This is a genomic window from Pseudomonas sp. Marseille-Q5115, assembly GCF_916618905.1.
Lineage (GTDB): Bacteria > Pseudomonadota > Gammaproteobacteria > Pseudomonadales > Pseudomonadaceae > Aquipseudomonas > Aquipseudomonas japonica_A.
This window is the reverse complement of the sequence record NZ_CAKAKI010000001.1, coordinates 956,933-979,268: the sequence shown is the minus strand read 5'-3', so window position 1 is coordinate 979,268 and position 22,336 is coordinate 956,933. Positions and strand designations below refer to the sequence as shown.

22 protein-coding genes are annotated in these 22,336 nt (G+C 62.1%); all 22 read right to left on the bottom strand.

The features are described from left to right. Window positions 1–7: 7 nt before the first annotated feature. The 22 genes from LG385_RS04660 to pseF all read right to left on the bottom strand — a co-directional run bounded on the left by LG385_RS04660 (window position 8) and on the right by pseF (window position 22,335). Window positions 8–1,711, bottom strand: a complete 1,704-nt coding sequence (locus LG385_RS04660; RefSeq protein WP_225772777.1) for a fused response regulator/phosphatase — start codon at window positions 1,709–1,711, stop codon at window positions 8–10. Continuing rightward, the gene (locus LG385_RS04655; RefSeq protein ID WP_225772775.1) at window positions 1,711–2,019 is read right to left on the bottom strand and encodes an STAS domain-containing protein; all 309 of its coding nucleotides are present in this window, start codon (window positions 2,017–2,019) and stop codon (window positions 1,711–1,713) included. The genes LG385_RS04660 and LG385_RS04655 overlap by 1 nt, the downstream gene beginning before the upstream one ends. An 88-nt stretch (window positions 2,020–2,107) precedes the next feature. Continuing rightward, window positions 2,108–2,557, bottom strand: a complete 450-nt coding sequence (gene fliJ, locus LG385_RS04650; protein ID WP_181113023.1) for a flagellar export protein FliJ — start codon at window positions 2,555–2,557, stop codon at window positions 2,108–2,110. Between the two features lie 6 nt (window positions 2,558–2,563). Then, window positions 2,564–3,922, bottom strand: coding sequence for a flagellar protein export ATPase FliI (fliI, locus tag LG385_RS04645; protein ID WP_181113026.1), 1,359 nt, complete (start codon window positions 3,920–3,922; stop codon window positions 2,564–2,566). Beyond that, window positions 3,912–4,673, bottom strand: coding sequence for a flagellar assembly protein FliH (fliH, locus tag LG385_RS04640; protein ID WP_225772773.1), 762 nt, complete (start codon window positions 4,671–4,673; stop codon window positions 3,912–3,914). The genes fliI and fliH overlap by 11 nt, the downstream gene beginning before the upstream one ends. A 139-nt stretch (window positions 4,674–4,812) precedes the next feature. After that, window positions 4,813–5,832: a flagellar motor switch protein FliG gene (fliG, locus tag LG385_RS04635; RefSeq protein WP_225772771.1), complete on the bottom strand. Its 1,020-nt coding sequence runs from the start codon at window positions 5,830–5,832 to the stop codon at window positions 4,813–4,815. Next, entirely contained in the window at window positions 5,825–7,639 is a 1,815-nt protein-coding gene (gene fliF / locus LG385_RS04630; protein ID WP_225772770.1) for a flagellar basal-body MS-ring/collar protein FliF, read from the bottom strand. The genes fliG and fliF overlap by 8 nt, the downstream gene beginning before the upstream one ends. A 14-nt stretch (window positions 7,640–7,653) precedes the next feature. Continuing rightward, window positions 7,654–7,989, bottom strand: coding sequence for a flagellar hook-basal body complex protein FliE (fliE, locus tag LG385_RS04625; protein ID WP_225772768.1), 336 nt, complete (start codon window positions 7,987–7,989; stop codon window positions 7,654–7,656). Window positions 7,990–8,086: 97 nt separating this feature from the next. Next, window positions 8,087–9,463 carry a sigma-54-dependent transcriptional regulator gene (locus LG385_RS04620; protein WP_225772766.1) on the bottom strand — a complete coding sequence of 459 codons (1,377 nt, stop codon included), beginning with the start codon at window positions 9,461–9,463 and terminating at the stop codon, window positions 8,087–8,089. Further along, complete coding sequence (locus LG385_RS04615; RefSeq protein WP_225776170.1) at window positions 9,463–10,647, bottom strand: sensor histidine kinase; 1,185 nt, start codon at window positions 10,645–10,647, stop codon at window positions 9,463–9,465. The genes LG385_RS04620 and LG385_RS04615 overlap by 1 nt, the downstream gene beginning before the upstream one ends. A 101-nt stretch (window positions 10,648–10,748) precedes the next feature. Beyond that, window positions 10,749–12,224 (bottom strand): sigma-54 dependent transcriptional regulator, encoded by a 1,476-nt coding sequence (locus LG385_RS04610; protein WP_181113051.1) that lies wholly within the window; start codon window positions 12,222–12,224, stop codon window positions 10,749–10,751. A 190-nt stretch (window positions 12,225–12,414) separates the two neighbouring features. After that, window positions 12,415–12,708, bottom strand: a complete 294-nt coding sequence (locus LG385_RS04605; protein ID WP_181113055.1) for a flagellar protein FliT — start codon at window positions 12,706–12,708, stop codon at window positions 12,415–12,417. A 16-nt stretch (window positions 12,709–12,724) separates the two neighbouring features. Further along, window positions 12,725–13,123 (bottom strand): flagellar export chaperone FliS, encoded by a 399-nt coding sequence (gene fliS, locus LG385_RS04600; RefSeq protein ID WP_181113059.1) that lies wholly within the window; start codon window positions 13,121–13,123, stop codon window positions 12,725–12,727. A 159-nt stretch (window positions 13,124–13,282) separates the two neighbouring features. After that, on the bottom strand, window positions 13,283–14,719 hold the full coding sequence (fliD, locus tag LG385_RS04595) for a flagellar filament capping protein FliD (protein ID WP_225772764.1): 1,437 nt from the start codon (window positions 14,717–14,719) through the stop codon (window positions 13,283–13,285). Between the two features lie 80 nt (window positions 14,720–14,799). After that, window positions 14,800–15,162, bottom strand: a complete 363-nt coding sequence (locus tag LG385_RS04590) for a flagellar protein FlaG (protein WP_225772762.1) — start codon at window positions 15,160–15,162, stop codon at window positions 14,800–14,802. Between the two features lie 74 nt (window positions 15,163–15,236). Continuing rightward, the gene (locus LG385_RS04585; RefSeq protein WP_225772760.1) at window positions 15,237–16,085 is read right to left on the bottom strand and encodes a flagellin domain-containing protein; all 849 of its coding nucleotides are present in this window, start codon (window positions 16,083–16,085) and stop codon (window positions 15,237–15,239) included. Window positions 16,086–16,370: 285 nt separating this feature from the next. Further along, on the bottom strand, window positions 16,371–16,637 hold the full coding sequence (locus LG385_RS04580; RefSeq protein WP_225772758.1) for a hypothetical protein: 267 nt from the start codon (window positions 16,635–16,637) through the stop codon (window positions 16,371–16,373). Continuing rightward, on the bottom strand, window positions 16,630–17,925 hold the full coding sequence (locus tag LG385_RS04575; protein ID WP_225772756.1) for a motility associated factor glycosyltransferase family protein: 1,296 nt from the start codon (window positions 17,923–17,925) through the stop codon (window positions 16,630–16,632). The genes LG385_RS04580 and LG385_RS04575 overlap by 8 nt, the downstream gene beginning before the upstream one ends. Window positions 17,926–17,952: 27 nt before the next feature. Continuing rightward, complete coding sequence (locus tag LG385_RS04570) at window positions 17,953–18,882, bottom strand: ketoacyl-ACP synthase III (protein ID WP_225772754.1); 930 nt, start codon at window positions 18,880–18,882, stop codon at window positions 17,953–17,955. Between the two features lie 270 nt (window positions 18,883–19,152). Continuing rightward, window positions 19,153–20,205: a pseudaminic acid synthase gene (gene pseI / locus LG385_RS04565; protein WP_225776169.1), complete on the bottom strand. Its 1,053-nt coding sequence runs from the start codon at window positions 20,203–20,205 to the stop codon at window positions 19,153–19,155. Further along, entirely contained in the window at window positions 20,180–21,640 is a 1,461-nt protein-coding gene (gene pseG, locus LG385_RS04560; RefSeq protein WP_225772752.1) for a UDP-2,4-diacetamido-2,4,6-trideoxy-beta-L-altropyranose hydrolase, read from the bottom strand. Before pseG ends, pseI begins: the two co-directional genes overlap by 26 nt. Next, the gene (gene pseF, locus LG385_RS04555; protein WP_225772750.1) at window positions 21,637–22,335 is read right to left on the bottom strand and encodes a pseudaminic acid cytidylyltransferase; all 699 of its coding nucleotides are present in this window, start codon (window positions 22,333–22,335) and stop codon (window positions 21,637–21,639) included. The genes pseG and pseF overlap by 4 nt, the downstream gene beginning before the upstream one ends. Window position 22,336: the final 1 nt, after the last annotated feature.

Here is a 22,336-nt window from a genome sequence, read left to right as displayed (position 1 = left end):
GCGGCTATTATGCCTGACCCTCCCAGGCGAATTCTACGCGGGCGCTACGCCCATCGTCGGCCCAGCGAGCGCTGTGGCTCAGCGCCCGGACCAGCTTGACGCCACGGCCTGAATAGCCATCGCCTTCACCTACGCGCTTGAGCGTGGCCGGCACGTCGAAGCCGGCACCGCTGTCTTCGATGGTGATGACCAGCCGCCCGCCTTCTTCGGTCTGGGGTTCTACCGCCAGCCCCAACTTCACATAGCCACCCTGGAGTTCCCGAAGCCGTTCCTCGCGCATCTGGTAATAGCGGGCGAACCCTTCCCCATTCCGCTTGAGGGACGAATCCAGCCCCAGCACACCATGCTCCAGTGCGTTGGAATACAGCTCGGTAAGCACCGTGTACAGCGCGCCACTCTGGCCTCGCAGGCCCTGCACCTCCTGAAGCAGCTGCAACAGGAAAGGCAGCGGGTTGTAGTGCTTGAGGGTTTCGCTACGAAACTCGAAGGACACGGACCAGTCTGTCGGCGTGGGCTGGCCACGGTCGGGCGTAAGTACCGCCGGGGGCAGGCTGGCGCTGTCGACTACCTTTACCTGCACCATGCTGACGTCGTCGCGGGTTTCACCGTGGAACCCCTGCAACGCCTCGCGAATGTCTTCGAACAAGCGATCGCGGTCAGTGTTGCGGTCCAGCACCGCTTCCAGTCGCTCGGCGCCGAACAGGGTTTCTTCGTGGTTGGTGGTTTCGATCACGCCGTCAGACAGCAGGAAAATCCGGTCGCCTTCCTCGATCGGGTACACCTGTGTCTTGGGCTCGAAGCGCTCTGGCGACAGGATGCCCAAGGGCAAGGCCCGAGACGGCACCGGCACGCGCTCACCGTTCTGCTTGAGCAAGTAACCGTCCGGCATGCCGCCGTTCCATACCTCAAGCACCCGCCGATTGACGCTGACATTGATCAACGTGGCGCAGCAGAACATGTCCGGGGGCAGAATTCGCTTGAGCTTGGCGTTCATTTCGCGCAGCGTTTCCGCCAGGCCATACCCTTTTGCGGTCATGCCATAAAACACATCGGCCAGCGGCATCGCCCCCACGGCGGCGGGTAATCCATGGCCGGTGAAGTCACCCAGCAGTACATAGAGATCACCGCCCGGGCTCGCTGCCGCCAGCAGCAGATCACCGTTGAACAGTGCATAAGGAGACTGCAGGTAGCGGATATTGCCCGCGCCCAGGCAACCGGAATGGGCTACCTGGTCAAACACCGCCTTGGCCACGCGTTGCTCGTTCAGCAAGTGCCCATGATGGCGGGCCAGTTCGTCACGCTGCTTGAGCACCGTAGCCTGCAACCGACGCATGCGCTCCATGGCGTGGAGCTTCGCCGCGAGGATGATCTGGTTATAGGGCTTGGGGAGAAAGTCGTCACCACCGGCTTCGAGGCATCGCACCAGCGCCTCGTCCTCGGACATGGACGTGAGAAAAATGACAGGCACCAAGGCCTCGCCTGCGAGCGCCTTGATGCGACGGGCCGCTTCGAAGCCATCCATGATGGGCATCATCACATCGAGTAGCACGATCTGCGGCCGCATCTGCTCGAAGACTTTCACCGCTTCTTCGCCGTTACCCGCCTGGAGTACATGGTGCCCCTGGCGCCGAACGATACTGGACAGCAGCATTCGGTCCGTCATGTTGTCGTCGGCGATCAACACCGAGACCGGAAGGCTGTCTGGCAGCATCACTGGATGTCGAACAGTTTATCGAAGTTGGAGATCGCCAGGATTTTCCGGGTGTCGGCACTGGCATTGATCAATCGGACCTTCGCGCTGTCGCCGCCTCCATGATCACGGAGCAGCAATAACATGCCCAGGGCTGAGCTATCCAGGTAATTGGTGTCCTTGAGATCAATGATAAAACTGCTGGGCTTTGTGTTGACCCGTTCGTAGGAATCACGAAATGCCTGGTGGCAGCCAAAATCGAAACGGCCGTCAATCCTGATGGTTAACTCCTTTCCATCATCCGACGGCGTTGCGGTGACGTTTGTCATACATCGATCCTTCTCTGGATACAAAGCGTTTTCAAAAGCTGGTTAAGAACGGGTACTGGCAGGCTGGCGAGTGCCGCGAATTTTCCCGTCAGTATGAATCAGACCGCGGCAACCGCTGAGAAAGTTCATCGAGCAAGCGTTGTTCACGCTTATCTTCCAGCGCGCGAGCTTCGGTCATATAGCGCATCACTAACTTTCGCAGGCCTTCTACCCGAGCGTAAGCTTTCTGCCAAGCGTCACGTGCGTTGTTGAGGTTGTTCTGGTGCCAGGCCAGGCTCTTGCGCTGCTGCCCCACCGCAGTCTCCAGTTGGTTCAGGAACCGCTGGTAGTTCATCAACCACTGCCCTGAAACCCCTTGGGTACCGTTGTTGATCCACTGCTGCTGGTAGTTCATGCGGAACTGCTCCAGCTCCTGCAGCTTGGCTTCGGCCAGGCGCATTTGCCCCTGGAAATGGCCCAGGCGCTGTGCTGCCGTACGCTCGGCCTTCTCTGCCATTTCAACGACCGGCGCCAGGCGCGCCGCGCGGCTATTTGCCATGGCCTATCAACCCGGCGCCAGAGGGCGGAACACCGTTGCCAGGCGTTCCGAGCTGTTTTTCAGGCTTTCGTTATCATGCAGGCCCTGACGCAGGTAGTGCACCAGCTGCGGATGCAGGCTGATTGCCATATCGGTCTCCCGGTCGCCCCCGGCCACGTAGGCCCCTACGCTGATGAGGTCGCGGCTTTGCTGGTAGCGCGACCACAGCTGTTTGAACTGCTGCGCCTGGGCCAAGTGCTGCGGTGTGACCACCGAGGGCATGACCCGGCTGATGGAAGCCTCGATGTCGATCGCCGGGTAGTGACCTTCTTCTGCCAAACGGCGGCTCAACACGATGTGACCATCGAGCACACCGCGCGCGGAGTCGGCGATAGGGTCCTGCTGGTCATCACCCTCGGACAGTACCGTATAGAACGCCGTGATCGAGCCTCCGCCCGCTTCGGCGTTACCGGCCCGCTCCACCAGCTTGGGCAGCTTGGCGAACACCGACGGTGGGTAGCCTTTGGTGGCGGGCGGCTCACCGATCGCCAGGGCAATTTCCCGCTGGGCCTGGGCATAGCGGGTGAGGGAGTCCATCAGCAGCAGCACGTTCATGCCCCGGTCGCGGAAGTATTCGGCAATGCGGGTGCAGTACATGGCTGCGCGCAGGCGCATCAGCGGCGCGTCATCCGCGGGCGAGGCCACGACCACGGAGCGCTTCAGGCCCTCGGCGCCCAAGCTGTGCTCGATGAACTCCTTCACCTCGCGGCCGCGTTCGCCAATCAGCCCCACCACGATGATTTCCGCTTCGGTGAAGCGGGTCATCATCCCCAACAGCACACTCTTGCCCACGCCGGTACCGGCGAACAATCCAAGGCGCTGGCCACGGCCGACCGTCAACAAGCCGTTGATACAGCGAATGCCCACGTCGAGCGGCTGGCTGATGGGGTCGCGATTAAGGGGGTTGATCGTGGGGCCGTCCAGCGGCACCCAGTCTTCGGCGCGCATGCGGCCTTTGCCGTCGAGGGCACGGCCGGCGCCATCGAGCACCCTGCCCAACATGCTCATGCCCATCGGCAGCCGGCCCGTGTCGGCCAGGGGCACCACTCGAGCGCCGGGGGCGATGCCGGCGGCACTGCCCACCGGCATCAAAAAGACCTTGCTGCCTGAAAAGCCCATGACCTCGGCTTCCACCTGGGACGCCTGGTAGCTGTCGTCATTGATCACCACGCACCGGGTGCCCATTGCGGCGCGCAAGCCCTCAGCTTCCAGCGTAAGCCCGACCATGCGCAGTAATCGACCTTCCACCACAGCCTGGCGCGGCAGGTCAACCGCCGGCGCATAGGTGCTCATGCGTTTGCCGAAACTGGTGCGGTCAAGTCGCATCGCTGGTCTCCATTTCCAGGTGCAGATCCGCCTCGGCCGGGTGCAGGCCTTGCTCGTGCAACTGGTCGAACAATAGCGCCAAGGCTTGTGTTATCCGGGTTTCCACCGAGGCATCAATGCGGCTGTGTTCGGTTTCGATCCGGCAACCGCCAGGCATGAGCGCCGGATCTTCGAGGATTTTCCATTGCTCTTCGTGACGCTCGCGCAGGGCCTTGATCTGTTCAAAGTCCTGGGGGTTCACGAAGATTCGGATATTGTTCGCGCCCATGGGCAAGAGCTTGAGTGCTTCCTGGGTCACGCGCTCGATCTGCGAGGATTCCATCTTGAGCTCGCGCTGAATGACCTGGCGGGCAATGTGGCTTACCAGTTCCACCAGCGAGCGCTCGATCTGGGTATCCTGCTCGGCAATCGGCGCCAACAGGTTACCCATGAGGGTTTCCAGAGTGGCCAGGCGTGCCTGCAAGGCAACCTCGGCCTCCTGCCGCACCTTCAGCTGGGTGGCGTGGAAACCGTCGCGCTCACCGGCGGCAAAGCCCTCGTTGTAGGCTTCCTGGCGAATGGCCTCGAGTTCTTCAAGCGTGAGCGGTTGCACTTCGTCGAGCGGGACTTCCTCGATCTCGCTGAGGCTCTCGGGTTCGGGTTCCGGCTCGGCCACCTGGGGGTCGAAACTGGGCAGGCGCCACACATCCACGCCTATCAAATCCTTGGCGCGAATCAGCTCGCTGACGGGTTCCTTGCTCGACTGGCTCATTGAGTATTCCTGGCAAAACAGATAGGCGACCGGCGCGACCCGGTGTTACCAGGGCGCGCCGTGCACAGAGTATGACACTGCGATGGCGACGCAGGTTTGTACAAACCAGCGGCGAGTGCCGCCCGTTTTCGTACAAAGCTTAGATCATCTCCTCCCCGCCCTTGCCACCCAGCACGATCTCGCCGGCCTCCGCCATACGGCGAGCGATAGTAAGGATTTCCTTCTGAGCGGTTTCCACGTCGCTGACACGAACCGGCCCTTTGGAATCAAGGTCGTCACGCAGCAGCTCGGAAGCACGCTTGGACATGTTCTTGAAGATCTTTTCCTTGATGCCGTCGTCCGCGCCCTTGAGCGCGACCACCAGCACTTCGGAAGACACTTCGCGCAGCAGCGCCTGGATGCCGCGGTCGTCCACGTCCTTGAGGTTGTTGAACACGAACATCAAGTCTTCGATCTGGCCGGACAGTTCCGAGTCGATCTCGCGGATCGAATCCATCAGCTGGCCTTCGACCGAGCTGTCGAGGAAGTTCATGATGTCGGCGGCACGCTTGATACCGCCCAACGTGGTACGGGCAGTGGTCGAGTTACCGGCGAACTGTTTCTCGAGGATCGTGTTCAGCTCTTTCAGCGCAGCAGGTTGCACGGTGTTTAGCGAGGACACCCGCAGCACGATATCGAGCCGCGCCTTATGGTCGAAGTGGCCCAGTACTTCACCAGCCTGGTCGGGATCGAGGTACGCCACCACGATGGCCTGGATTTGCGGGTGCTCGTAACGGATCACGTCCGCCACCGCTCGAGGCTCCATCCACTTGAGGCTGTCCAGGCCGCTGGTGTTGCCACCCAGCAAAATGCGGTCGATCAGGCCATTGGCTTTGTCCTCACCCAGCGCCTGGGTGAGCATCTTGCGGATATAACCGTCCGAGCCCACGCCCAGGCTGGTCTGGTCGCCCACGCTGGCCACGAACTCGGTCATTACCTCTTCAACCTGCTCGCGGTGCACGTTGCGCATTTGCGCCATGGCCACGCCAACCCGCTGGACCTCCTTGGGGCCCATATGGCGCAGCACTTGGGCAGCGTCGGACTCGCCCAGGGACAGCAACAGGATAGCGGCCTTGTCGACCTTGGTCAGCTTGGGTGCGGCAACCTGATTACTACTCATCTGCGTTGATCCACTCTTTCACGACCTGCGCGACACGGCCCGGGTCTTCGGCCACAAGACTCTTGATTGCGTTCAATTGGGCGTCATATCCCTCGGTCGGGCTTGGCAGCATGATGCTGGTAGGCCCTCCCAGGCTGACCCGATCATCGGCCAGCTCACCATTCATGCCAGTAAAGCCACCAGGGCCGCCGGCCATGCCGCCACCTGGGCCGCCTTCACCGTCCACCGCCAGCGACTTGGACTTGCTGCCACCGGTGATGTTGTTGAGCACCGGGCGCAGTACGCCGAACACCAGCAACAGAATGAACACTACGCCCAGGCCCTGCTTGACCACGTCCCAGAACCAGGGTTGCTGGTAGAAGGATGGCTCTGTGAACACTTCGCCACGGTCCGGGCTGAACGGCGCGTTGATCACCGTCACGCTGTCGCCACGGCTGGCATCGAAGCCCACCGCGTCCTGCACCAGCCGCTGGAACCGCGCCAGATCTTCGGCGCTCCAGGGGGTATGGGTAATTTCGCCGTTGGCCGCATCCAGCTTGGCCTGGTCGTCTACCACCACTGCAACCGACAAACGGGTCAGGCGCCCTTGCTGCTGGCGGGTGTGGCTGATGGAACGGTCCAGCTCGAAGTTACGCGTCGACTGCTGGCGCTTGTCTGCCGGATACGGGGCGAGCATGGGCTGGCCGGTAGCCGGGTCCATGATCTGCTGGCCGTTGGCGTCCAGCAACGGCTGGCCTGGCTGAATGGCCTGAGGGGCTGCCGCACCGCCACCGCCACGCGTGGTCTGTGGTGCCGAAGCCGGGCTTGGCGGCTGGTTGCTCAAGGCACCGGGTACGCCGCCTGAACTGCTGCCGCTGGAGCGCTGCTCGGTCACCGATTGTTCACTGCGCAAGGCGGGTTGGTCGGGATTGAACTGTTCGGAGGTCGACTCGACCGCGCTGAAGTCCACCATCGCGGACACTTCAGCCTTGAACCGATCGTTACCGATCACCGGCTGCAGAATGCTTTGCACGCGCTGGGTCAGCATGGTTTCCATGCGACGGGTGTAATCGAACTGCTTGCCGGCCATGCTCAGCTCGGAGTTTTCACCCAGGTCCGAGAGCAAGGTGCCTTTCTGGTCAACCACGGTTACACCCGAGCGGTCCATTTCCGGCACGCTGGTAGCTACCAGGTTAACGATGGCCATGACCTGCCCCGGGTCCAGGGTACGGCCGCCGTACATCTCTACTAGCACTGAAGCGGTAGGCTTGCGCTCATCGCGCACGAACACCGAGCTCTTCGGGATTGCCAAGTGAACACGGGCGCCCTTCACGCCATTGAGGGCGGAAACGGTACGTGCCAGTTCGCCTTCAAGGCCCCGGCGATAGCGCGCGGCTTCCATGAACTGGCTGGTCCCCAAGCCCTGGTCCTTGTCCAGCAGCTCATAGCCAACGTTACCGTCGCCTTGCACAACGCCCGCCGAAGCCAGCTTGAGCCGCGCACGGCCAATGTCTTCGGATTTGACCAGCAAGGCGCCGGAATTCGGCTCTACGGTATAGGGAATATCTGAGGCGGCCAGGGTGTCGGTCACCTGTTTGGCATCCATACCCTGAAGGCTGGTCAGCAGCGGACGATAGTCCGGTTGCTGCGACCACAGCACGACGGCGAAGCCGATCGCCACGCTGGCGGCCAGGCCGACCAACAGGCCCACCTGCCGCAGCACCGGCATCTTCGAGATATTTTCCAGAAAGGCCATGCCCGGCATCGACTTGCCGCCTGCCGCCGCGCCAGTTTTGGCCGGTACGTTGTCCGTTGTTGCTTCAGCCATGACCTAATCTGCCCTCAAACCGGCATTTGCATGATGTCTTGGTACGCCTGAACCAGTTTGTTACGAACCTGGGTCAAGGCCTGGAAAGACACGCTCGCCTTCTGCGAGGAAATCATTACATCCGTCAGATCGACGCCACTTTTGCCGATCTCGAATGCGTTAGCCAATTGGCTGGCAGCCTGTTGGGTATCGCTCACCTTGCCCACGGCCTTGCCAAGCAAATCGGCGAAGCTGCTGCCACCCGTTTCGCTGACGGCCGATACAGCATTGGCTTTGGACGTGCCCATGGCTTCGAGCTGCATGGAACGCATGTCCATCATCAAGCGATTGAATTCAACACCTTGGGTCATGGGGGCTGCTCTCCGGGGCTTGCAAATTTTTGACGCTTGAACCGTCAGTTACCATGGAGGTAGCAAGAGCGATGCCAACGGCAACAGCCGTGATACATCAGCTGGCAAACAGATACGCCTCGACGTCCATTCCGGCGTCTCTCATTTGAGCGAGCTTATACCGCAAGGTTCGGGCGCTGATGCCCAACCGCTCAGCGGACTCTTTACGGCGGCCGCGCTCTGCCCTGAGCGTTTCAAGGATCAATTCGAATTCGCGACGGCGCAGGTCATCCCCTAGCCCGACCACATCCGGCTCTACCGCCGCTTCGCGGAAAGTACCGCCGTTGGGGCGATGGCTGGTGCCTGCCGGGGGCACAAGGCAAAAATCATCCGCCTCGATTACGCCGCCTTGCTGAAGAATCAGGGCGCGCTGCAACGCGTTATCCAGCTCCCGAACGTTGCCGGGCCAGGGATGCGCCAATAGAGCGGCGCGGGCACTGTCCGACAGCCGGGCACCAGGGCTTCTCATCTTGCTGCCATGTTTGGCCATCAGACGTTCGGCCAACGGGAGGATATCGGCCGGGCGCTCACGCAATGGCAGCCAGGCCAGCGGGAACACCGACAGGCGGTAATACAGGTCCTGCCGGAATCGGCCGACGGCTACGTCATCCTGCAACTGCCGGTTGGTGGTCGCGATGATCCTGATATCCAGAGGGATCGGCTTACGTCCCCCTACGCGCTCCACTTCGCGCTCCTGGAGTACCCGCAGAAGCTTGGCTTGCAGCGCCAAAGGCATTTCGGAGATTTCATCCAGCAGCAGGGTGCCGCCGTTGGCCTGCTCGAACTTGCCGGCCTGCGCCGCCACCGCACCGGTGAAGGCGCCCTTCTCATGGCCGAACAAGGTGGCTTCGAGCATGTTGTCCGGGATGGCCGCGCAGTTGATTGCCACAAAGGGTTGCTCGGCCCGAGGCGAATGCCGATGGATATAACGGGCCAGCACTTCCTTGCCCGTGCCGGATTCGCCGGATATCAACACCGTGGAGTCGCTGCGAGCAACTTTGGCAGCCAATGCCAGCAACCGCTGGCTGGCCGGTTCGCAAGCGACGGCAGGATCGTTTTCGGCCGAAGGCAATAGATGGAGCGCATGCTGGGTAACCCGCTGTAAAAGCGCCTTGGCATCAAACGGCTTGACCAGATAATCCACAGCGCCGTGACGCATGGCGTCCACCGCCTGTTGAACGCCCCCGTGGGCGGTCATCAGCAGCACCGGCACTTGAGGCCAATCGGCACGCAGGCGCAGCAGCAGCCCATGACCATCCATGCCTGGCATGTTCACGTCGCTGATCACCAGGCTGAAGGCCTCGGCAGCCACCCGCTCCAGTGCCTGCTCGGCGGACCCCACCGCCACATAGTCATGCCCGGCAAGCAACAGGGTATCCACCAGTGCTTCGCGCAATGCGCGGTCGTCTTCGACCAGCAGAATTTTCGTGTGCATCAAGCCTCCTGTTCGCCCAGCAATGGCAGCACCACCAGAGCGCAGGTGCCGCGGCCAGGCCTGGACCGCAAGCGGAGCTCTCCGCCATGGGCGCGTACCACCGAAAGCACAACGGCCAGGCCAAGGCCGGTGCCGGTCGATTTTGTGGTGAAAAAAGGTTCGCCCAAGCGGGCCAGGGTGGCGCTATCGATCCCGGCGCCTGCGTCGCTCACGCATAGGCGAAGCTCGCCAGGCCGCTTGTACAGGTGGACCTTGAGCCGAGGATGATCGCCGCTGGCGTGTACAGCGTTTTCCAGCAGGTTCAACAGCGCGCCTACCAGCGTATCCCGGTTGCAGAGCACTTCCCCGCCGTGGAGGTCGCATTGCCAGCGCAGCGGCAAGCCTTCAGTGCGGATGAGCGCCGCTTCGCGCAGGGCCGTGAACAGTGCGCCGGGCGTAAGTCGGTCATTAAGCGGTAACTCCCCCCGCGCGAACACCAGCATGTCTCGAACCTGATGCTCCAGCTCGTGCAAACGCTCTTTCAAACGACCGGCGAAACGCTCACGGGTTTCACCGGCAAGGCCCGGCTCCTGAAGATGGCTGGCGTACAACATGGCGGCCGACAGTGGGGTACGGATCTGGTGCGCCAGCGACGCGACCATGCGGCCCAAGGCCGACAGCCGTTCGTGACGCGCAAGCTGGTCCTGCAGGCGCCGGGTTTCAGTCAGGTCGGTCAGCAGTACCAATTGCCCCGGCTCGGCGCCAAGGGAACGCGTAGCGATGGAAAGCCGGCGACCGCCCTTGAGCGAGACTTCATGGCCATCGTCCCGACGGGGCGCGAATGATCGAGCAATCACGTCACGCCACAGCGCCCCTTCCAGCGGCGCACCAAGCAACGCCCCCGCAGCCGGGTTGGCTTCGGCCACTCGGCCCTGCCCATCGATCACGATCACGCCGCCCGGCAAGAGATCCAGCAAGTGCTGTAGCCGGTTGGCCAACCGCTCCTTTTCAGCCAACTGCCGCAACCGTTCCTCGCCCGCCTGCGCCAATTCACCCTTGAGGTGGCTGACCCGGTTTTCGAGCAATTTGTAGGAGTCGTTCAGCTGAGCCGAAACCTGGTTGAACAGCGCAAAGGCCTGGTCCAGGTTTGGCCGGTCATCGGCAAGATAGTGGCGGGCGTCAGCGAGGGGAGCGGCCTGGGACATCATGAACTCTCATGGCTCACCGTCAGAAAACGGTTGGGATGAGCCATGAGTTGCAATTGATGTGCCGGGGCGTGTAACAGGCGGGGTACAGAACCCGGCCGTCACTCGTCGGCGGCGTCGTCGCCTTCACGGCGGCTCATGCCGTACTTGCGCATCTTCTCCACCAGGGTGGTACGGCGGATACGCAGGCGTTCGGCGGCGCGGGCCACGATACCATTGGCATCATCCAGCGCCTGCTGGATCAACCCCTGCTCCAGGCCACCCAGGTAGTCCTTCAGGTCCAGGCCTTCCGGCGGCAGCAAGGCGCTGGAAGCGAAGTCTGGCGTGTGGCCGTTGATGGCAACGCGCTCTTCCAGATCGCTGCGCAGGCTGTCGACCAGTTGCTCGTCCTCGTCGTCCACGTAGCGGAATTTCTTTGGCAGCTCCGACACGCCGATCACGCCGTAGGGATGCATGATCGCCATGCGCTCAACCAGGTTGGCCAATTCGCGGACGTTGCCAGGCCAGGCGTGGCGGCAGAGGGACATGATGGCGGCAGAGTTGAAGCGGATCGAGCCGCGTTTCTCGTGCTCCATGCGCGAGATGAGCTCGTTCATGAGCAAGGGGATGTCTTCAACCCGCTCGCGCAGCGGTGCCATCTCGATGGGGAATACGTTCAGGCGGTAATACAGGTCTTCACGGAAGCTGCCCGTTTCGATCATGCCTTCGAGGTTTTTGTGGGTCGCTGCGATGATCCGCACGTCGATGCTTTGGGTCTTGTTGCTGCCGACCCGCTCGAAGGTCCGTTCCTGCAGTACCCGCAGCAGCTTGACCTGCATGGGCAGCGGCATGTCGCCGATTTCGTCGAGGAACAGTGTGCCGCCGTTGGCGAGTTCGAAGCGGCCTGCGCGGCTGGTGATCGCGCCAGTGAATGCGCCCTTCTCGTGGCCGAACAGTTCGCTTTCGAGCAGCTCTGCCGGGATCGCGCCACAGTTCACTGGAACGAAAGGCGCATCGCGCCGCTTGGAATGGTAATGCAGGTTACGGGCAACCACTTCCTTGCCGGTACCCGACTCGCCGAGGATCAATACGCTGGCGTCGGTGTCGGCCACCTGCTGCATCATCTGCCGCACGTGTTGAATGGCGCGGCTGGTGCCCACCAGGCTGCGGAACAGGTTGGGCTCACGCTGACGGCCACGCTCGCGAGCCTGGTCGTACATCTCGCGGTAAACCTGGGCGCGGTGCAGCGAATCCAGCAGCTTGCTGTAGCTGGGTGGCATTTCGAGGGTGGACAGCACGCGACGGCGCTGGTCTTCGGCAAGCTCCACCTGGGAGCCATCACCGAGCAGCAACACCGGAAGAAACTCATCCCAACCCGCCACGGTTTTCAACAACCCGGGGAGGTTGGCCGGCGCATTGAGCGTGCCCACCAGTACGCAGAGTACTTCCCGGCTGGACGCCAGGCCCTCGACCACGCGTTGCCAGTCTCCACTGCCACAAGGCAGGTTGTCCTCGCCCAGGAAGCTCAGAATCACCGACATGTCACGGCGGCGAACGCTATCGTCATCGATCAGCAGAATTTTCGTTTCACGCCACATGCAATAGCAACTTCCCTAGTCAATGCCCGATACGGCCCAATGCCCGCCACGGCGATTGCCACCTCATGGCTCGTAAACCTTGAGACGCCGGAACCCTATAATCAGGCACTAGTAAAGTCAAAAACTCCGGCACAGTCAAATTTATGGCGCACCCCGCGCCTGCAATGCGTTAAGCGCAGGGGCCACAGGCTTACGTGAAGAGGTGGTAAACCTTGCTGGCGTTATGACCCTGACGCACCTGCTTGAGTTCGTCGGCCACCGCCTGGCGTTCGCCTCGGCTCACGTCTACCAGCTGGCGATACAGCTGCAACAGCGACTCCAGGTTATGCCGAACCACGGCCGGGTCGGCCGGCGTGCCTTCGAACAGGCCGTCCAGACATGCGCGGATCTGCAGGTCCAGCTTGCCGATGGCGGTCCAGTCCTTCACCGCCAAGGCCTCGCTGAGCGCCGCACGGGTGTATTCGATACGTTCAAGGGCACTCATGGCAGAGTCCTCACGGTTATTCCTGAGCAACATGACCGATCGCATCCCAACCAGCCTTGACGGTAATCATCAGGCGAGCAACCTCGTCGACAATGTTCGGGTCGTTCTTGCGGTTAGCCTGGATCAGCTGTTTCATCATGTAGGCATACAGTTGGTCGAGCTTGGCGATGCCTTTTTTGTCATCGGTCTTCTCGGGGTCCAGGCCTTCGCGCAGGCCACCGATGATCTCGATTGCCTTGCCCAGCATCACGCCCTTCTGAGCCACCTGGTTACGCGCCATGGCGCCCTTGGCTTGCGCCAGGCGGTCCAGCACGCCTTCCATCAGCATCTGCACCAGGCGGTGCGGGCTGGCTTCGGAGGCTTGCGCGTGGGAGTTTACTTTCTGGTATTGGCGAAGCGCCTTCATCGGATGCATTGCGGTTGGCCTCGGAAGTTGGGGCGTAGTCTGCGGAACCGGTTGGTCCTCTTGCTTAGTTTATCGACACTAAGCGGTTGAACTTTAACGGCGCGTGGAATGAAAAAAGGCCCGATAACCTGCTTGAAGTTACCGGGCCCGAAACAACGAATCACTGCATCAATCGTCGGATTTGTTCATCGCTTCGAGCGTGCTCAGCACACTGTTGCTGGTGGAGTTCAACTGCGCCACCAGGGTGTCCATCGCGGTGTACTTGGCCGTCAGGATCGCCGTGAGCGATTCGGTACGCCGGTCAAGCGCATCCTGTTGGTTATCCAGGTCACTCAGCTTGGCGTTGAGGGTCTTTTGCCGAGTTTCCAGCACCCCACCGGTCTGGGTATACCCTTCAAGGATGTTATCCATCTTGGTAATCAGCCCGTCCTTGCCCGTGAACAGGCTGGCGACGTTGCCGTACTGAGTCTTCATCGCGGTGTTCCACTTGTTGTCGTCGAGCGTCAACAAGCCAGTGACGGAGTTGGTACCCACGCCCAGCTGCGACAGCACGCTCAACGAACCGCTTGTGGTACTCACGCTGGTAAGCGCGCCATGAACCTGCGCCACCAGTTTGCGCACCATGGCATCACCGGTCAGCGGGCCACTGGAGGTGGTCGCCGAATCGCTGGTGCTGGTGGTCGCGCCCGTGGACGTCACCTTGGTCTGCTTGTTCACCACTGTCATCATGGTGTTGTAGGCATCCACGAACGCCTGCACCGAGGTCTTCAGTGTGTCGCTGTCGGACGCTACCGTCACCGTGGACTTGCCCACGCCCGTCAGGCTGAGGCTGATCCCACTGATGGCCGAGTCGATGGTATTGCTGCTACTGGTCATCGCCAGGCCGTCGATGGTGTAGGCCGCGTCAACAGGCCGGGCCGTGATGAAGCCGGCACTGGTGGTATCGGCCGCATCAAGCTGGCTGGTGCCGTCGATGGTGAGCTCGGGAATACCGCTGGTGGAGATGTCCGAGCCCGCGCCCGTGGTAGTCGACGTCAATACCAGCCGGGATCCGTTGGAATCCGTGACGATGTTGGCGCTGATACCGCTGGACGACAGCGACGTGTTGATCGAATCGCGCACGCTGCTCAAGGTGGCGCCGGAACCCACGTTCACCGAGTAGCTCTTGCCGCCCTGGGTAATGGCCAGGGTGCCCGAGTTGATCGCCGTCGAAGGGCCGCTGGCAAACAACTTGCTCGCGACTTTCGAGGCCGTGGCGATCTTGGTCACGTCCAAGGCATAGTTGCCCGGAGACGCGGTATTGCTGGACGTGGCCTTGACCACCGTTTCCAACGACGACGCCGCCGTCAGGCCCATGAACGTGTTGGTGTTGTTCAGGGCCGCGGCGGCGGTCTGGAAGGCTTCCAGGGCGCTCTTCAGGCTACCGATACCGGACAACGTGGTGTTGGTCGCGGTTTCGGCCTTGGTAATCTGGGTCTGCTTGGGGCTGGTGGACGCTTTTACCAGCGCGCTGACGATCGCCGACGTGTCGATACCCGAACCGACACCGCTGACCGTGATCCCGCCGCTCGAGCTGACCGACGTGGTGGATGTAGTGGAAGTCATCAATCCTCTCCTGTAGGTCAGCCGCCGAAAAACCGGCGGGCTGCCTTCTTCACCGGAACACTACAAGTTCCGTGCCCAACTCACGCCTGCTCATCGAACAGAAGGCTATGGGGATCCTTCAAGCGCTGCGCCATCTTCAAGGCTTCTTCGGACGGAAGCTGTCGAATGACTTCTCCGCTCTGAGTTGCCACGATCTTCACCACCACGTCACCAGTGGTGTCGTCGATGGAAAAGTCCAGGTTGCGCTGGTTGGAATTCACAAACGCCTGAATATCTTCAACAGCCTTTTCAACCTGCTCACGCTCGATCTTGCCGGTAGCCGGCACGCTGTTGCTGGCCGACGAATCGGCGGCACCAACGGCCTTTACTGCATCGACAGGAGCTGACGTGGTCATGGGCTTGCTGACTTCAAGCGCCTTTACTGCATTGACACTCATGTCCATAACCGTTACCTCAGGGTGAAAACAACAAGAGGGCGCGCTCAGCGCCCCCCCTCGTCATTGACCGTCGACCGATATTACTGAAGCAGCTTCAGAACAGCGGACGGGATCTGGTTGGCCTGGGACAGGATCGCGGTGGAAGCCTGTTGCAGGGTTTGTTGCTTGGTCAGCTCAGCGGTTTCAGCGGCGAAGTCTACGTCCTGAATGGTCGAACGAGAGGCGGTAGCGTTCTCGATGATGTTGCTGATGTTGCTGATGGTGCTTTCCAGACGGTTCTGCTTGGCACCCAGGTCGGCACGGGTGGTGTTCACGGTGTTCAACGCGGCGTCGATGGCGCTGATGGCCGAGTCGATCGCGGTGTGCGCGGCGCTCGGGTCGGCACCGGTGATTGCAACGCTGGCAACACCCAGGCCGGAGGCCGAAGCGTTCAGGCTGATGCCCAGGTCGATGTGCTGGTCGTCACCGGTCATGGCGCCTACCTGGAACTGCAGGCCCGAAGCCGAACCGTCGAGCAGCTTCATGCCGGTACCGAAGGTAGTCGACGTGGAGATACGGGTCAGTTCGTCGCTCATCTGGCTGAATTCAGATTGCAGAGCGGTACGGTCCGAAGTGCTGTTGGAGTCGTTACGCGACTGAACAGCCAGTTCACGCATACGCTGCAGGATGCTGGTGGTTTCTTGCAGTGCGCCTTCAGCGGTCTGGGCGATCGAGGTAGCGTCGTTGGCGTTTTTGGTCGCAACGGTCAGGCCTTTGATCTGGGTGGTCAGACGGGTAGCGATCTGCAGGCCGGCGGCGTCGTCTTTGGCGCTGTTGATTTTCAGGCCCGAGGACAAGCGAGTCATCGAGGTGCTGGTGGCGGACGAAGCCTTGTTCAGGTTGTTCTGAACGGTCAGGGAAGCAATGTTGGTGTTAACGGTCAACGACATGACGAATTCCTCAGGGGGGTGATGTACTTGGCTACCGGCCCTGCTCTGCCAGTGTGGCCTAGAGAACCTACGTACTAGTTATCGTCGTGTTGGCCGCTTGCTTGAGGGGCGTTTCGCGCTTTTTTTTCGACTTTGCCATTTTTCCCAATACTGACAGGGGTTTACGGCGTTAAGGCCGCTGGCACTGAAGATAAAAACTGTGACTGTCTTGGCAATTCCGCTGCTGCCGCTACTTGTTGTGGCAGCTGCTGATACTTGCCAGGAAGGACACGGGCGCTGCAAGCGTTATTGCCCGCAGTGCTCCATGAGCGCAACCAACTCGTACTCCAGGTAATCGGCCACGGCCAGCCAATCCTGAAGCTGTTGGCGGGAAAAGGTTTCCATCAGCAGCGCGCCCCATTGCTGTTGCTGGTGGGTGGGCGCGGCCTCGAACAACGGTGCCAGGCGGTCGAACAGGTCAACCATGCGCAGCGCCGCTTCCACATCACGGCCCAGCCGAAACAGCCCGGCGCAGGCGCGCGCCTCCTCTATAAGCGGTGCAACCTCACTCACGTACAAGGCCCTCGGCAAAAGCGGTACCGGCGATCATCGCCCCGTCACGGCTGGTATTGAAGAAAGCCACGCCTGGGTGCCGGGCGATGTACCGCTCCAGCTCGGTCAGGTAGCTGCGGAAATTCAGCTGTGTACGCACGCGCCCGCCATGGCCGTCCAGCACCCAGTGCCGGGCGTGAGTGAGCTGAGGGCCCAGGTCGCCATCGCTCCAGCCGGCGTGGGTCTTGTCGTTGGGGAAGGCGAAATCCGCGCCGAACAGCGTCACCTGGGCCGCGCCCATACGGACGGCAAGGTCCACTGCCGGATGAATCACGCTGCCGCCGCCGGCCAGCTCGGCCTTGGGCATGCGCTGGCGCAGCGCGGTGTAAACAGGGCTGGGCGAGTAGCTTGCCAACCGTTGGCCACGCCATTGGCTCAACACTTCGGGCGCAAGTAGCGGCATGTACACCAGGCAGGTGCCGGCGGAATGTTCCGGCGGCAGGTGGCGTTCACTGATGCGTTGGTCGATGCTGACCACGATGTCGGCAACGATGCCGTGGTCCAGCAGAGGGCGCCAGGCCGTGTCCACACAAATGAGCAAAGGCCGGTTGGCAGCGGCGCGGCTGTCGCGTAAATGGTCGAAGTGATGCTCCAGGCTTGGCCCCGTGGCAACCACGTAGACGCTGGCGCCAGGTGAAGTGCCGAACAGCGCGGCGGCATCGCCGTCGCTGGCCAGCATGGCTTCATTCGCCCGTAGCCGAGCAACCACCTCCGGATCCTGGGCATCGAACAGCCGGTTATTGAAGCTCAGGTGCAGCTCGCTGACCAACCGATCACGGATTTTCGAGGCGTGGTCGTCAGCCAGTACCAGTTCCGACGGCAAGGCTACAAAAGGCAGATGGATCTCCGTTTCGTCACCCGCATAGGCCAGGCTTACCCGGGGGTCTGCAAGCCAGTCGGTGTGATCGAGCACTTGCAGCACCAGGGTGAACAGCGGGCCGTTGAGCAGGTAGATGGTCAGGTGCCGCAGGTGCGGCGCCACCAGTAATACCCGCGGAAGGTCGCCCAGGCCCGGCCCGTAAACGTGCGCTGCCAAGCAACCGCCCGGCAGGCTGGCCGCCTGTAGCCTGGCCTCGGCAAAGCGCCCATGGCGGCTGGTGAGCTGTATGTCGTTGACCCGCAGCGTCTCTTCCTGCCCCTGGACCACTTCGACCGCCAGGTGATCGGCCACTTCAGCCTCCAGCCGCGCTGCCAGGGCGGGCCAGCGCTCGCGGATGACCGCGAGGTTTTGCGTCAGAATCTCACTCATTGCCTGGGGTGCCCGCGAACCTCGACCTTATTCGCGGTAGAGGATAGCCGATCCCCAGGACAGGCCGACACCGAAACCGCTGATGGCCACGCGCTTCCAGCTGGAGTCGAACAGGTGCTTCTCCAGCAGCAGCGGCACGCTGGACGACACGGTGTTACCTGTTTCGACCATGTCCTTGACGAATTTTTCGGGGCTGTCTTCCTCGAAACGCCGCGCCACGGCGTCCACAATGGCCGCGCTGCCCTGGTGAATGCAGTAGGCGTCGATGTCGGCAGCGCTGAGGCCGGAAGCCTCCAGCAGCGCATGCAGGTGCTGCGGCACCTTGAGCAGAGCAAAGTTGAACACCTGGCGGCCGTTCATGAAGAAGGTGCCGTTTTCCACTTTCAAATGTGGCGCTCCGGAGCCGTCCGTGCCGAACATGGACTTGCCCAGCTGCCACACCGCGCCCTCCCCCATCCAGGTAGCCGTGGCGGCATCGCCGAACAGCATAGTGGTGTTGCGGTCTTCGGGGTCGACGATCTTGGAGTACGGGTCGGCGGTAACCAGCAGGCCGTTCTTCAGCCCGGCGGCTTCCATGAAGCCTTTGAGCGCATAGATGCCGTAGACATAGCCCGAGCAGCCCAGCGAGATGTCGAACGCCGCAATGCCCGTAGGCAGGCCCAGCTTGTCCTGAACGATAGCCGCAGTGTGAGGCAGGCCTTCGGCGTCGCCGTTCTGGGTTACCACGATCAGCGCATCGATGGAATCGCGCGACAGCTGCGGGTTATTGGCGAACAACGCATTCACCGCTTCCACGCACAGGTCGGACGTTTCCTGCTCGGGGGCCTTGCGAGGCAAAAAGGCCGAGCCGATCTTGCCGAGAATGAAGTCTTCATCCTTGCCGAATTTCGCACCTTGCTCGTAATTGTCCAGGCCGGCAACCGGTACGTAACTCGCTATGCTCTTGATGCCAATCATTCTGGCTTCCCAAAAAAAGAATCGCTGAAAAACGCGCCGCCACCCAGACGTAGCGCTGACGAAAACCTGACAGGGCGATAAAGGCAGCGGGCTGCAGGCAGCCAGAACGCGCCATGGCCTCAGGTTACAATATTGTGGAGATGCGCAAAATGACCGGTAGGTCACGCAATGCAGACGTAATTTGCACGAACGTTCCTGATTAAGCCGCGCGCTGACTGCTTCCGGGTTGTGCTTGTTCCCAGGCTCTGCCTGGTCCCACAAGGGCGCTGATCAGTCTATCAACCCCCACGCCAGCGGCGTGCCGCGCTTGATGGCGTGGCGAGCGCTGCGGCCCAGCACACCGTCGATGTGCCGCGGCGCCAAGCCCAGCCCGGGGCGGATGGCACGCAGGTTCTCCCGATTGAAAGGCTCGCCGGGTGCCATGTCTTTCACTACATAAAGCGAGCGGCGGAACACCAGGGATTTCTGTTCGGCCGTGGTAGGCCCGTAGTGCACTTGCCCCATGGCCTGCCAGGCGCGCTCTGTTTCCGTCACCAGGCTGGCAAGTTCCGTGGGTTCCAGCGAGAAGCTGGCATCCACACCGCCAGCGGCGCGGCTGAGGGTGAAGTGTTTTTCCACCACGGTAGCTCCTAGCGCAACCGCCGCCACCGCTGCGCCCACACCCATTGTGTGGTCAGACAAGCCCACTTCACAGCCGAACAGTTCGCGCAGGTGGGGCAGCGTGCGCAGGTGGGTGTTCTGCGGCGTGGCAGGGTAGGTACTGGTGCACTTGAGCAGGATCAGATCCCGGCACCCCGCTTCCCGGGCAGCCCGTACCGACAGCTCCAGCTCGGCAAGGCTGGCCATGCCGGTAGAAATGATCAGGGGCTTGGCGGTGGCGGCGGCACGGCGGATCAGCGGCAGGTCGGTGTTTTCGAAGCTAGCGATCTTGTAAGCCGGCACATCGAGTGTTTCGAGAAAGTCGATGGCCGTTTCGTCGAACGGGGACGAAAACGCGAGCATGCCCCTGGCCCTGGCCCGCTCGAAGATCGGCGCGTGCCATTCCCAAGGCGTATGGGCCTGCTGGTACAAGGCATAGAGCGAGGTGTCCGCCCACAGGCTGTCCGGGTCGGTAATGTGAAACTCGCCTTCGTTTAGGTCCAGGGTCATGGTGTCGGCAGTGTAGGTTTGGAGCTTGAGGGCGTGCGCGCCGGCGTCGGCGGCAGCATCGACGATGGCCAGGGCACGGTCCAGGGACTGATTATGGTTGCCGCTCATTTCGGCAATTACCAACGGGGGGCTTTCGGGGCCAATGGCCCTATGGCCGATCTTGATCATGCCGATGCTCCAGTGCTCGGGTGAATTCACACACCTGCTGGGTGAACCCGGCTAGGTGAAACAGGTGTAGCGATGCGCTGTTATGAGGTAACACCGCCGCGTCGATACGAACCACGTCCGGCCAATGGCGCAGCAGCCAGGCTTCGCCGGCATGTATTAGCCAGCGCCCCCAACCTTGGCCCAGGTACGCTTCGAAGAGATAAAGGGACACCTCTGCCCGCCCCGGCTCGGTGGGATGGCGGTCGTAGCGCAACATACCAATCGGCCGCCCGCTTGCTTCGCCGATGAACAGCGCACGCGCCGGGTCGGCGAGGGTGCCATATAGCCAGGCCAGGTGCAGGGGCCACTCCAGCGGGCGGGTGTCGTAAGAGGCCTGCCGCACGGCGTCAGCGTTGCGCCCGTCGAACAGCAGCTGAGCGTCGGCCTCTGTGGCAGGGCGCAAGTGCAACAGCGGGCCGAGCAAGCCTGTGGCAACCCGCTGCGCACCGCGGCCGTCCACCAGCCGGCGCGCGCGTTCGGCCAGGCTGTGGCGCAGCGGCGAGTTGTTGATCAGCAAGGCGATGGCCGCGCTCAATGCGCTCACGCTCACGCTGGACGCTTCGCCCAGGTACACATGCCCCCCCTCTCGCGCCAGCGCTTCGGCGTTTTTCACCTGATTATCCGCCACGGCCACGCACAGGCTAGGCACGCGCAACGCGGCGCGCTCCCAGGTTGTGCCGCCGCCAGCGCCGATGAACAAATCCGAATCGCGCATCAGGTCGGCCATGTTCGGGCTGTAATCAAGCACCTGCCAATGAGGGTGTTGCAGCGCATAGGCCTGGAGCCGATCACGTTGGGGGTGGCCGTGGCCCGCCAGCAACGTGACTTGCAGCTCCGGGAATGGCGCCAGCGCCTCCAGGGCTTTAAGTGCCATACCGGCCACGTCGAAGCCGCCAAAGCTCACCAGCACATGGCGCGCTTTCGCCGCCCTGGGCGGAGTGGGCGCTGAGAATTCCGGGCGGAGCAGCGCGTATCGCGGGCCCAGCATTCGTTCGCACTCGGCATTGAGCAGCGGTTCGTAGGCCGCTTCGCTGGCCGTGAGGTTCTGGTCCAGCAACAGGTCGGCATGGTGTGTCCGGTTGGCCAGGTCGTCTATCACCGCGATACGCCGGGCAACCGCACGTGCGGCGCGCTCCCAGGTGCGGTCAAGGCCATAATGATCTACCACTGCCCAGTCGAACCCGCGGCCGGCGAGCGCGGCCAGGTCGTCCGCTTCCTCCGGCACCTCAATCAGCGCGAAGCCCTGCCCGCGCACCATCGCGGGATCGAAGCCCGGCAACGCGCGGCAGGCGAAGCTGACGGTGGCGCCACGCTCACGCAGCACTTGGGCCAAGGTCAGGCAGCGGGCGATGTGCCCCACGCCGATCTGGCTGGAGGCGTCAGCGCGAAAGAGGATATTCACGCGTCTATTTCCCCGGCGGCCCGCAGCGCCTGATGAAGGTACTCGGCGCGCTTCCAATCCTCTTCGGTGTCGATGTCCTGCACCAGGTACCTGGGCAAGGTCACTGGCAGGCTGCACGGCGAGAACAACGTATCACCGCGCAGCCAGGCTTCACGGCGCCCCCAGTAAAACTGGCCGGCGTCCTGATACGCTTCGGGCAGGTCCTGGGAACGTGTGTGCCGGTATTCGGGATACAGCGCGGTCAGCGCGCCGCTGTCATCGAGTATCAGGGCACGCTGCACGGGAAAAGGAAAGCTGCACACGGAAAACGCATAGCTCCTGGCAGGGTTGCGCAGTAGCAGCGCCAGGCCCTCCCGAAGATAACGCGGCTGCACCAGCGGCGCGGTGGCGTACAGGCAGCAGGCCAGTGTGGCGTCTGGCAATTCACCTAATGCGTGGGCAATCACCGGCACTGTGCCGGTGTAGTCATCTGCCAGTTCAGCGGGCCGCATAAACGGCACCTCCGCGCCTTCGGCCAATGCCAGTTCGGCAATGGCAGGGTCATCGGTGCTCACCACAATATGGTCGAAACAGCCAGCTTGGCGAGCGGCCCGGATGGACCACGCCATCATCGGCACGCCATTGAACGGTCGCAGGTTTTTGCCCGGAATCCGCTTGCTGCCGCCCCGCGCGGGAATGATCGCTACCGTGCTCACC

What these genes read in the sequence shown, in the direction of transcription:
- fliJ (WP_181113023.1), bottom strand. Translation starts at nt 2,557, where the DNA reads ATGGCAAATAGCCGCGCGGCGCGCCTGGCGCCGGTCGTTGAAATGGCA.
- LG385_RS04575 (WP_225772756.1), bottom strand. Translation starts at nt 17,925, where the DNA reads ATGAGTGAGATTCTGACGCAAAACCTCGCGGTCATCCGCGAGCGCTGG.
- LG385_RS04605 (WP_181113055.1), bottom strand. Translation starts at nt 12,708, where the DNA reads ATGAGTGCCCTTGAACGTATCGAATACACCCGTGCGGCGCTCAGCGAG.
- fliS (WP_181113059.1), bottom strand. Translation starts at nt 13,123, where the DNA reads ATGCATCCGATGAAGGCGCTTCGCCAATACCAGAAAGTAAACTCCCAC.
- fliG (WP_225772771.1), bottom strand. Translation starts at nt 5,832, where the DNA reads ATGAGTAGTAATCAGGTTGCCGCACCCAAGCTGACCAAGGTCGACAAG.
- fliI (WP_181113026.1), bottom strand. Translation starts at nt 3,922, where the DNA reads ATGCGACTTGACCGCACCAGTTTCGGCAAACGCATGAGCACCTATGCG.
- LG385_RS04660 (WP_225772777.1), bottom strand. Translation starts at nt 1,711, where the DNA reads ATGCTGCCAGACAGCCTTCCGGTCTCGGTGTTGATCGCCGACGACAAC.
- LG385_RS04620 (WP_225772766.1), bottom strand. Translation starts at nt 9,463, where the DNA reads ATGCACACGAAAATTCTGCTGGTCGAAGACGACCGCGCATTGCGCGAA.
- fliF (WP_225772770.1), bottom strand. Translation starts at nt 7,639, where the DNA reads ATGGCTGAAGCAACAACGGACAACGTACCGGCCAAAACTGGCGCGGCG.
- fliE (WP_225772768.1), bottom strand. Translation starts at nt 7,989, where the DNA reads ATGACCCAAGGTGTTGAATTCAATCGCTTGATGATGGACATGCGTTCC.
- LG385_RS04570 (WP_225772754.1), bottom strand. Translation starts at nt 18,882, where the DNA reads ATGATTGGCATCAAGAGCATAGCGAGTTACGTACCGGTTGCCGGCCTG.
- LG385_RS04615 (WP_225776170.1), bottom strand. Translation starts at nt 10,647, where the DNA reads ATGTCCCAGGCCGCTCCCCTCGCTGACGCCCGCCACTATCTTGCCGAT.
- LG385_RS04655 (WP_225772775.1), bottom strand. Translation starts at nt 2,019, where the DNA reads ATGACAAACGTCACCGCAACGCCGTCGGATGATGGAAAGGAGTTAACC.
- LG385_RS04610 (WP_181113051.1), bottom strand. Translation starts at nt 12,224, where the DNA reads ATGTGGCGTGAAACGAAAATTCTGCTGATCGATGACGATAGCGTTCGC.
- LG385_RS04585 (WP_225772760.1), bottom strand. Translation starts at nt 16,085, where the DNA reads ATGTCGTTGACCGTTAACACCAACATTGCTTCCCTGACCGTTCAGAAC.
- LG385_RS04590 (WP_225772762.1), bottom strand. Translation starts at nt 15,162, where the DNA reads ATGGACATGAGTGTCAATGCAGTAAAGGCGCTTGAAGTCAGCAAGCCC.
- fliH (WP_225772773.1), bottom strand. Translation starts at nt 4,673, where the DNA reads ATGAGCCAGTCGAGCAAGGAACCCGTCAGCGAGCTGATTCGCGCCAAG.
- fliD (WP_225772764.1), bottom strand. Translation starts at nt 14,719, where the DNA reads ATGACTTCCACTACATCCACCACGTCGGTCAGCTCGAGCGGCGGGATC.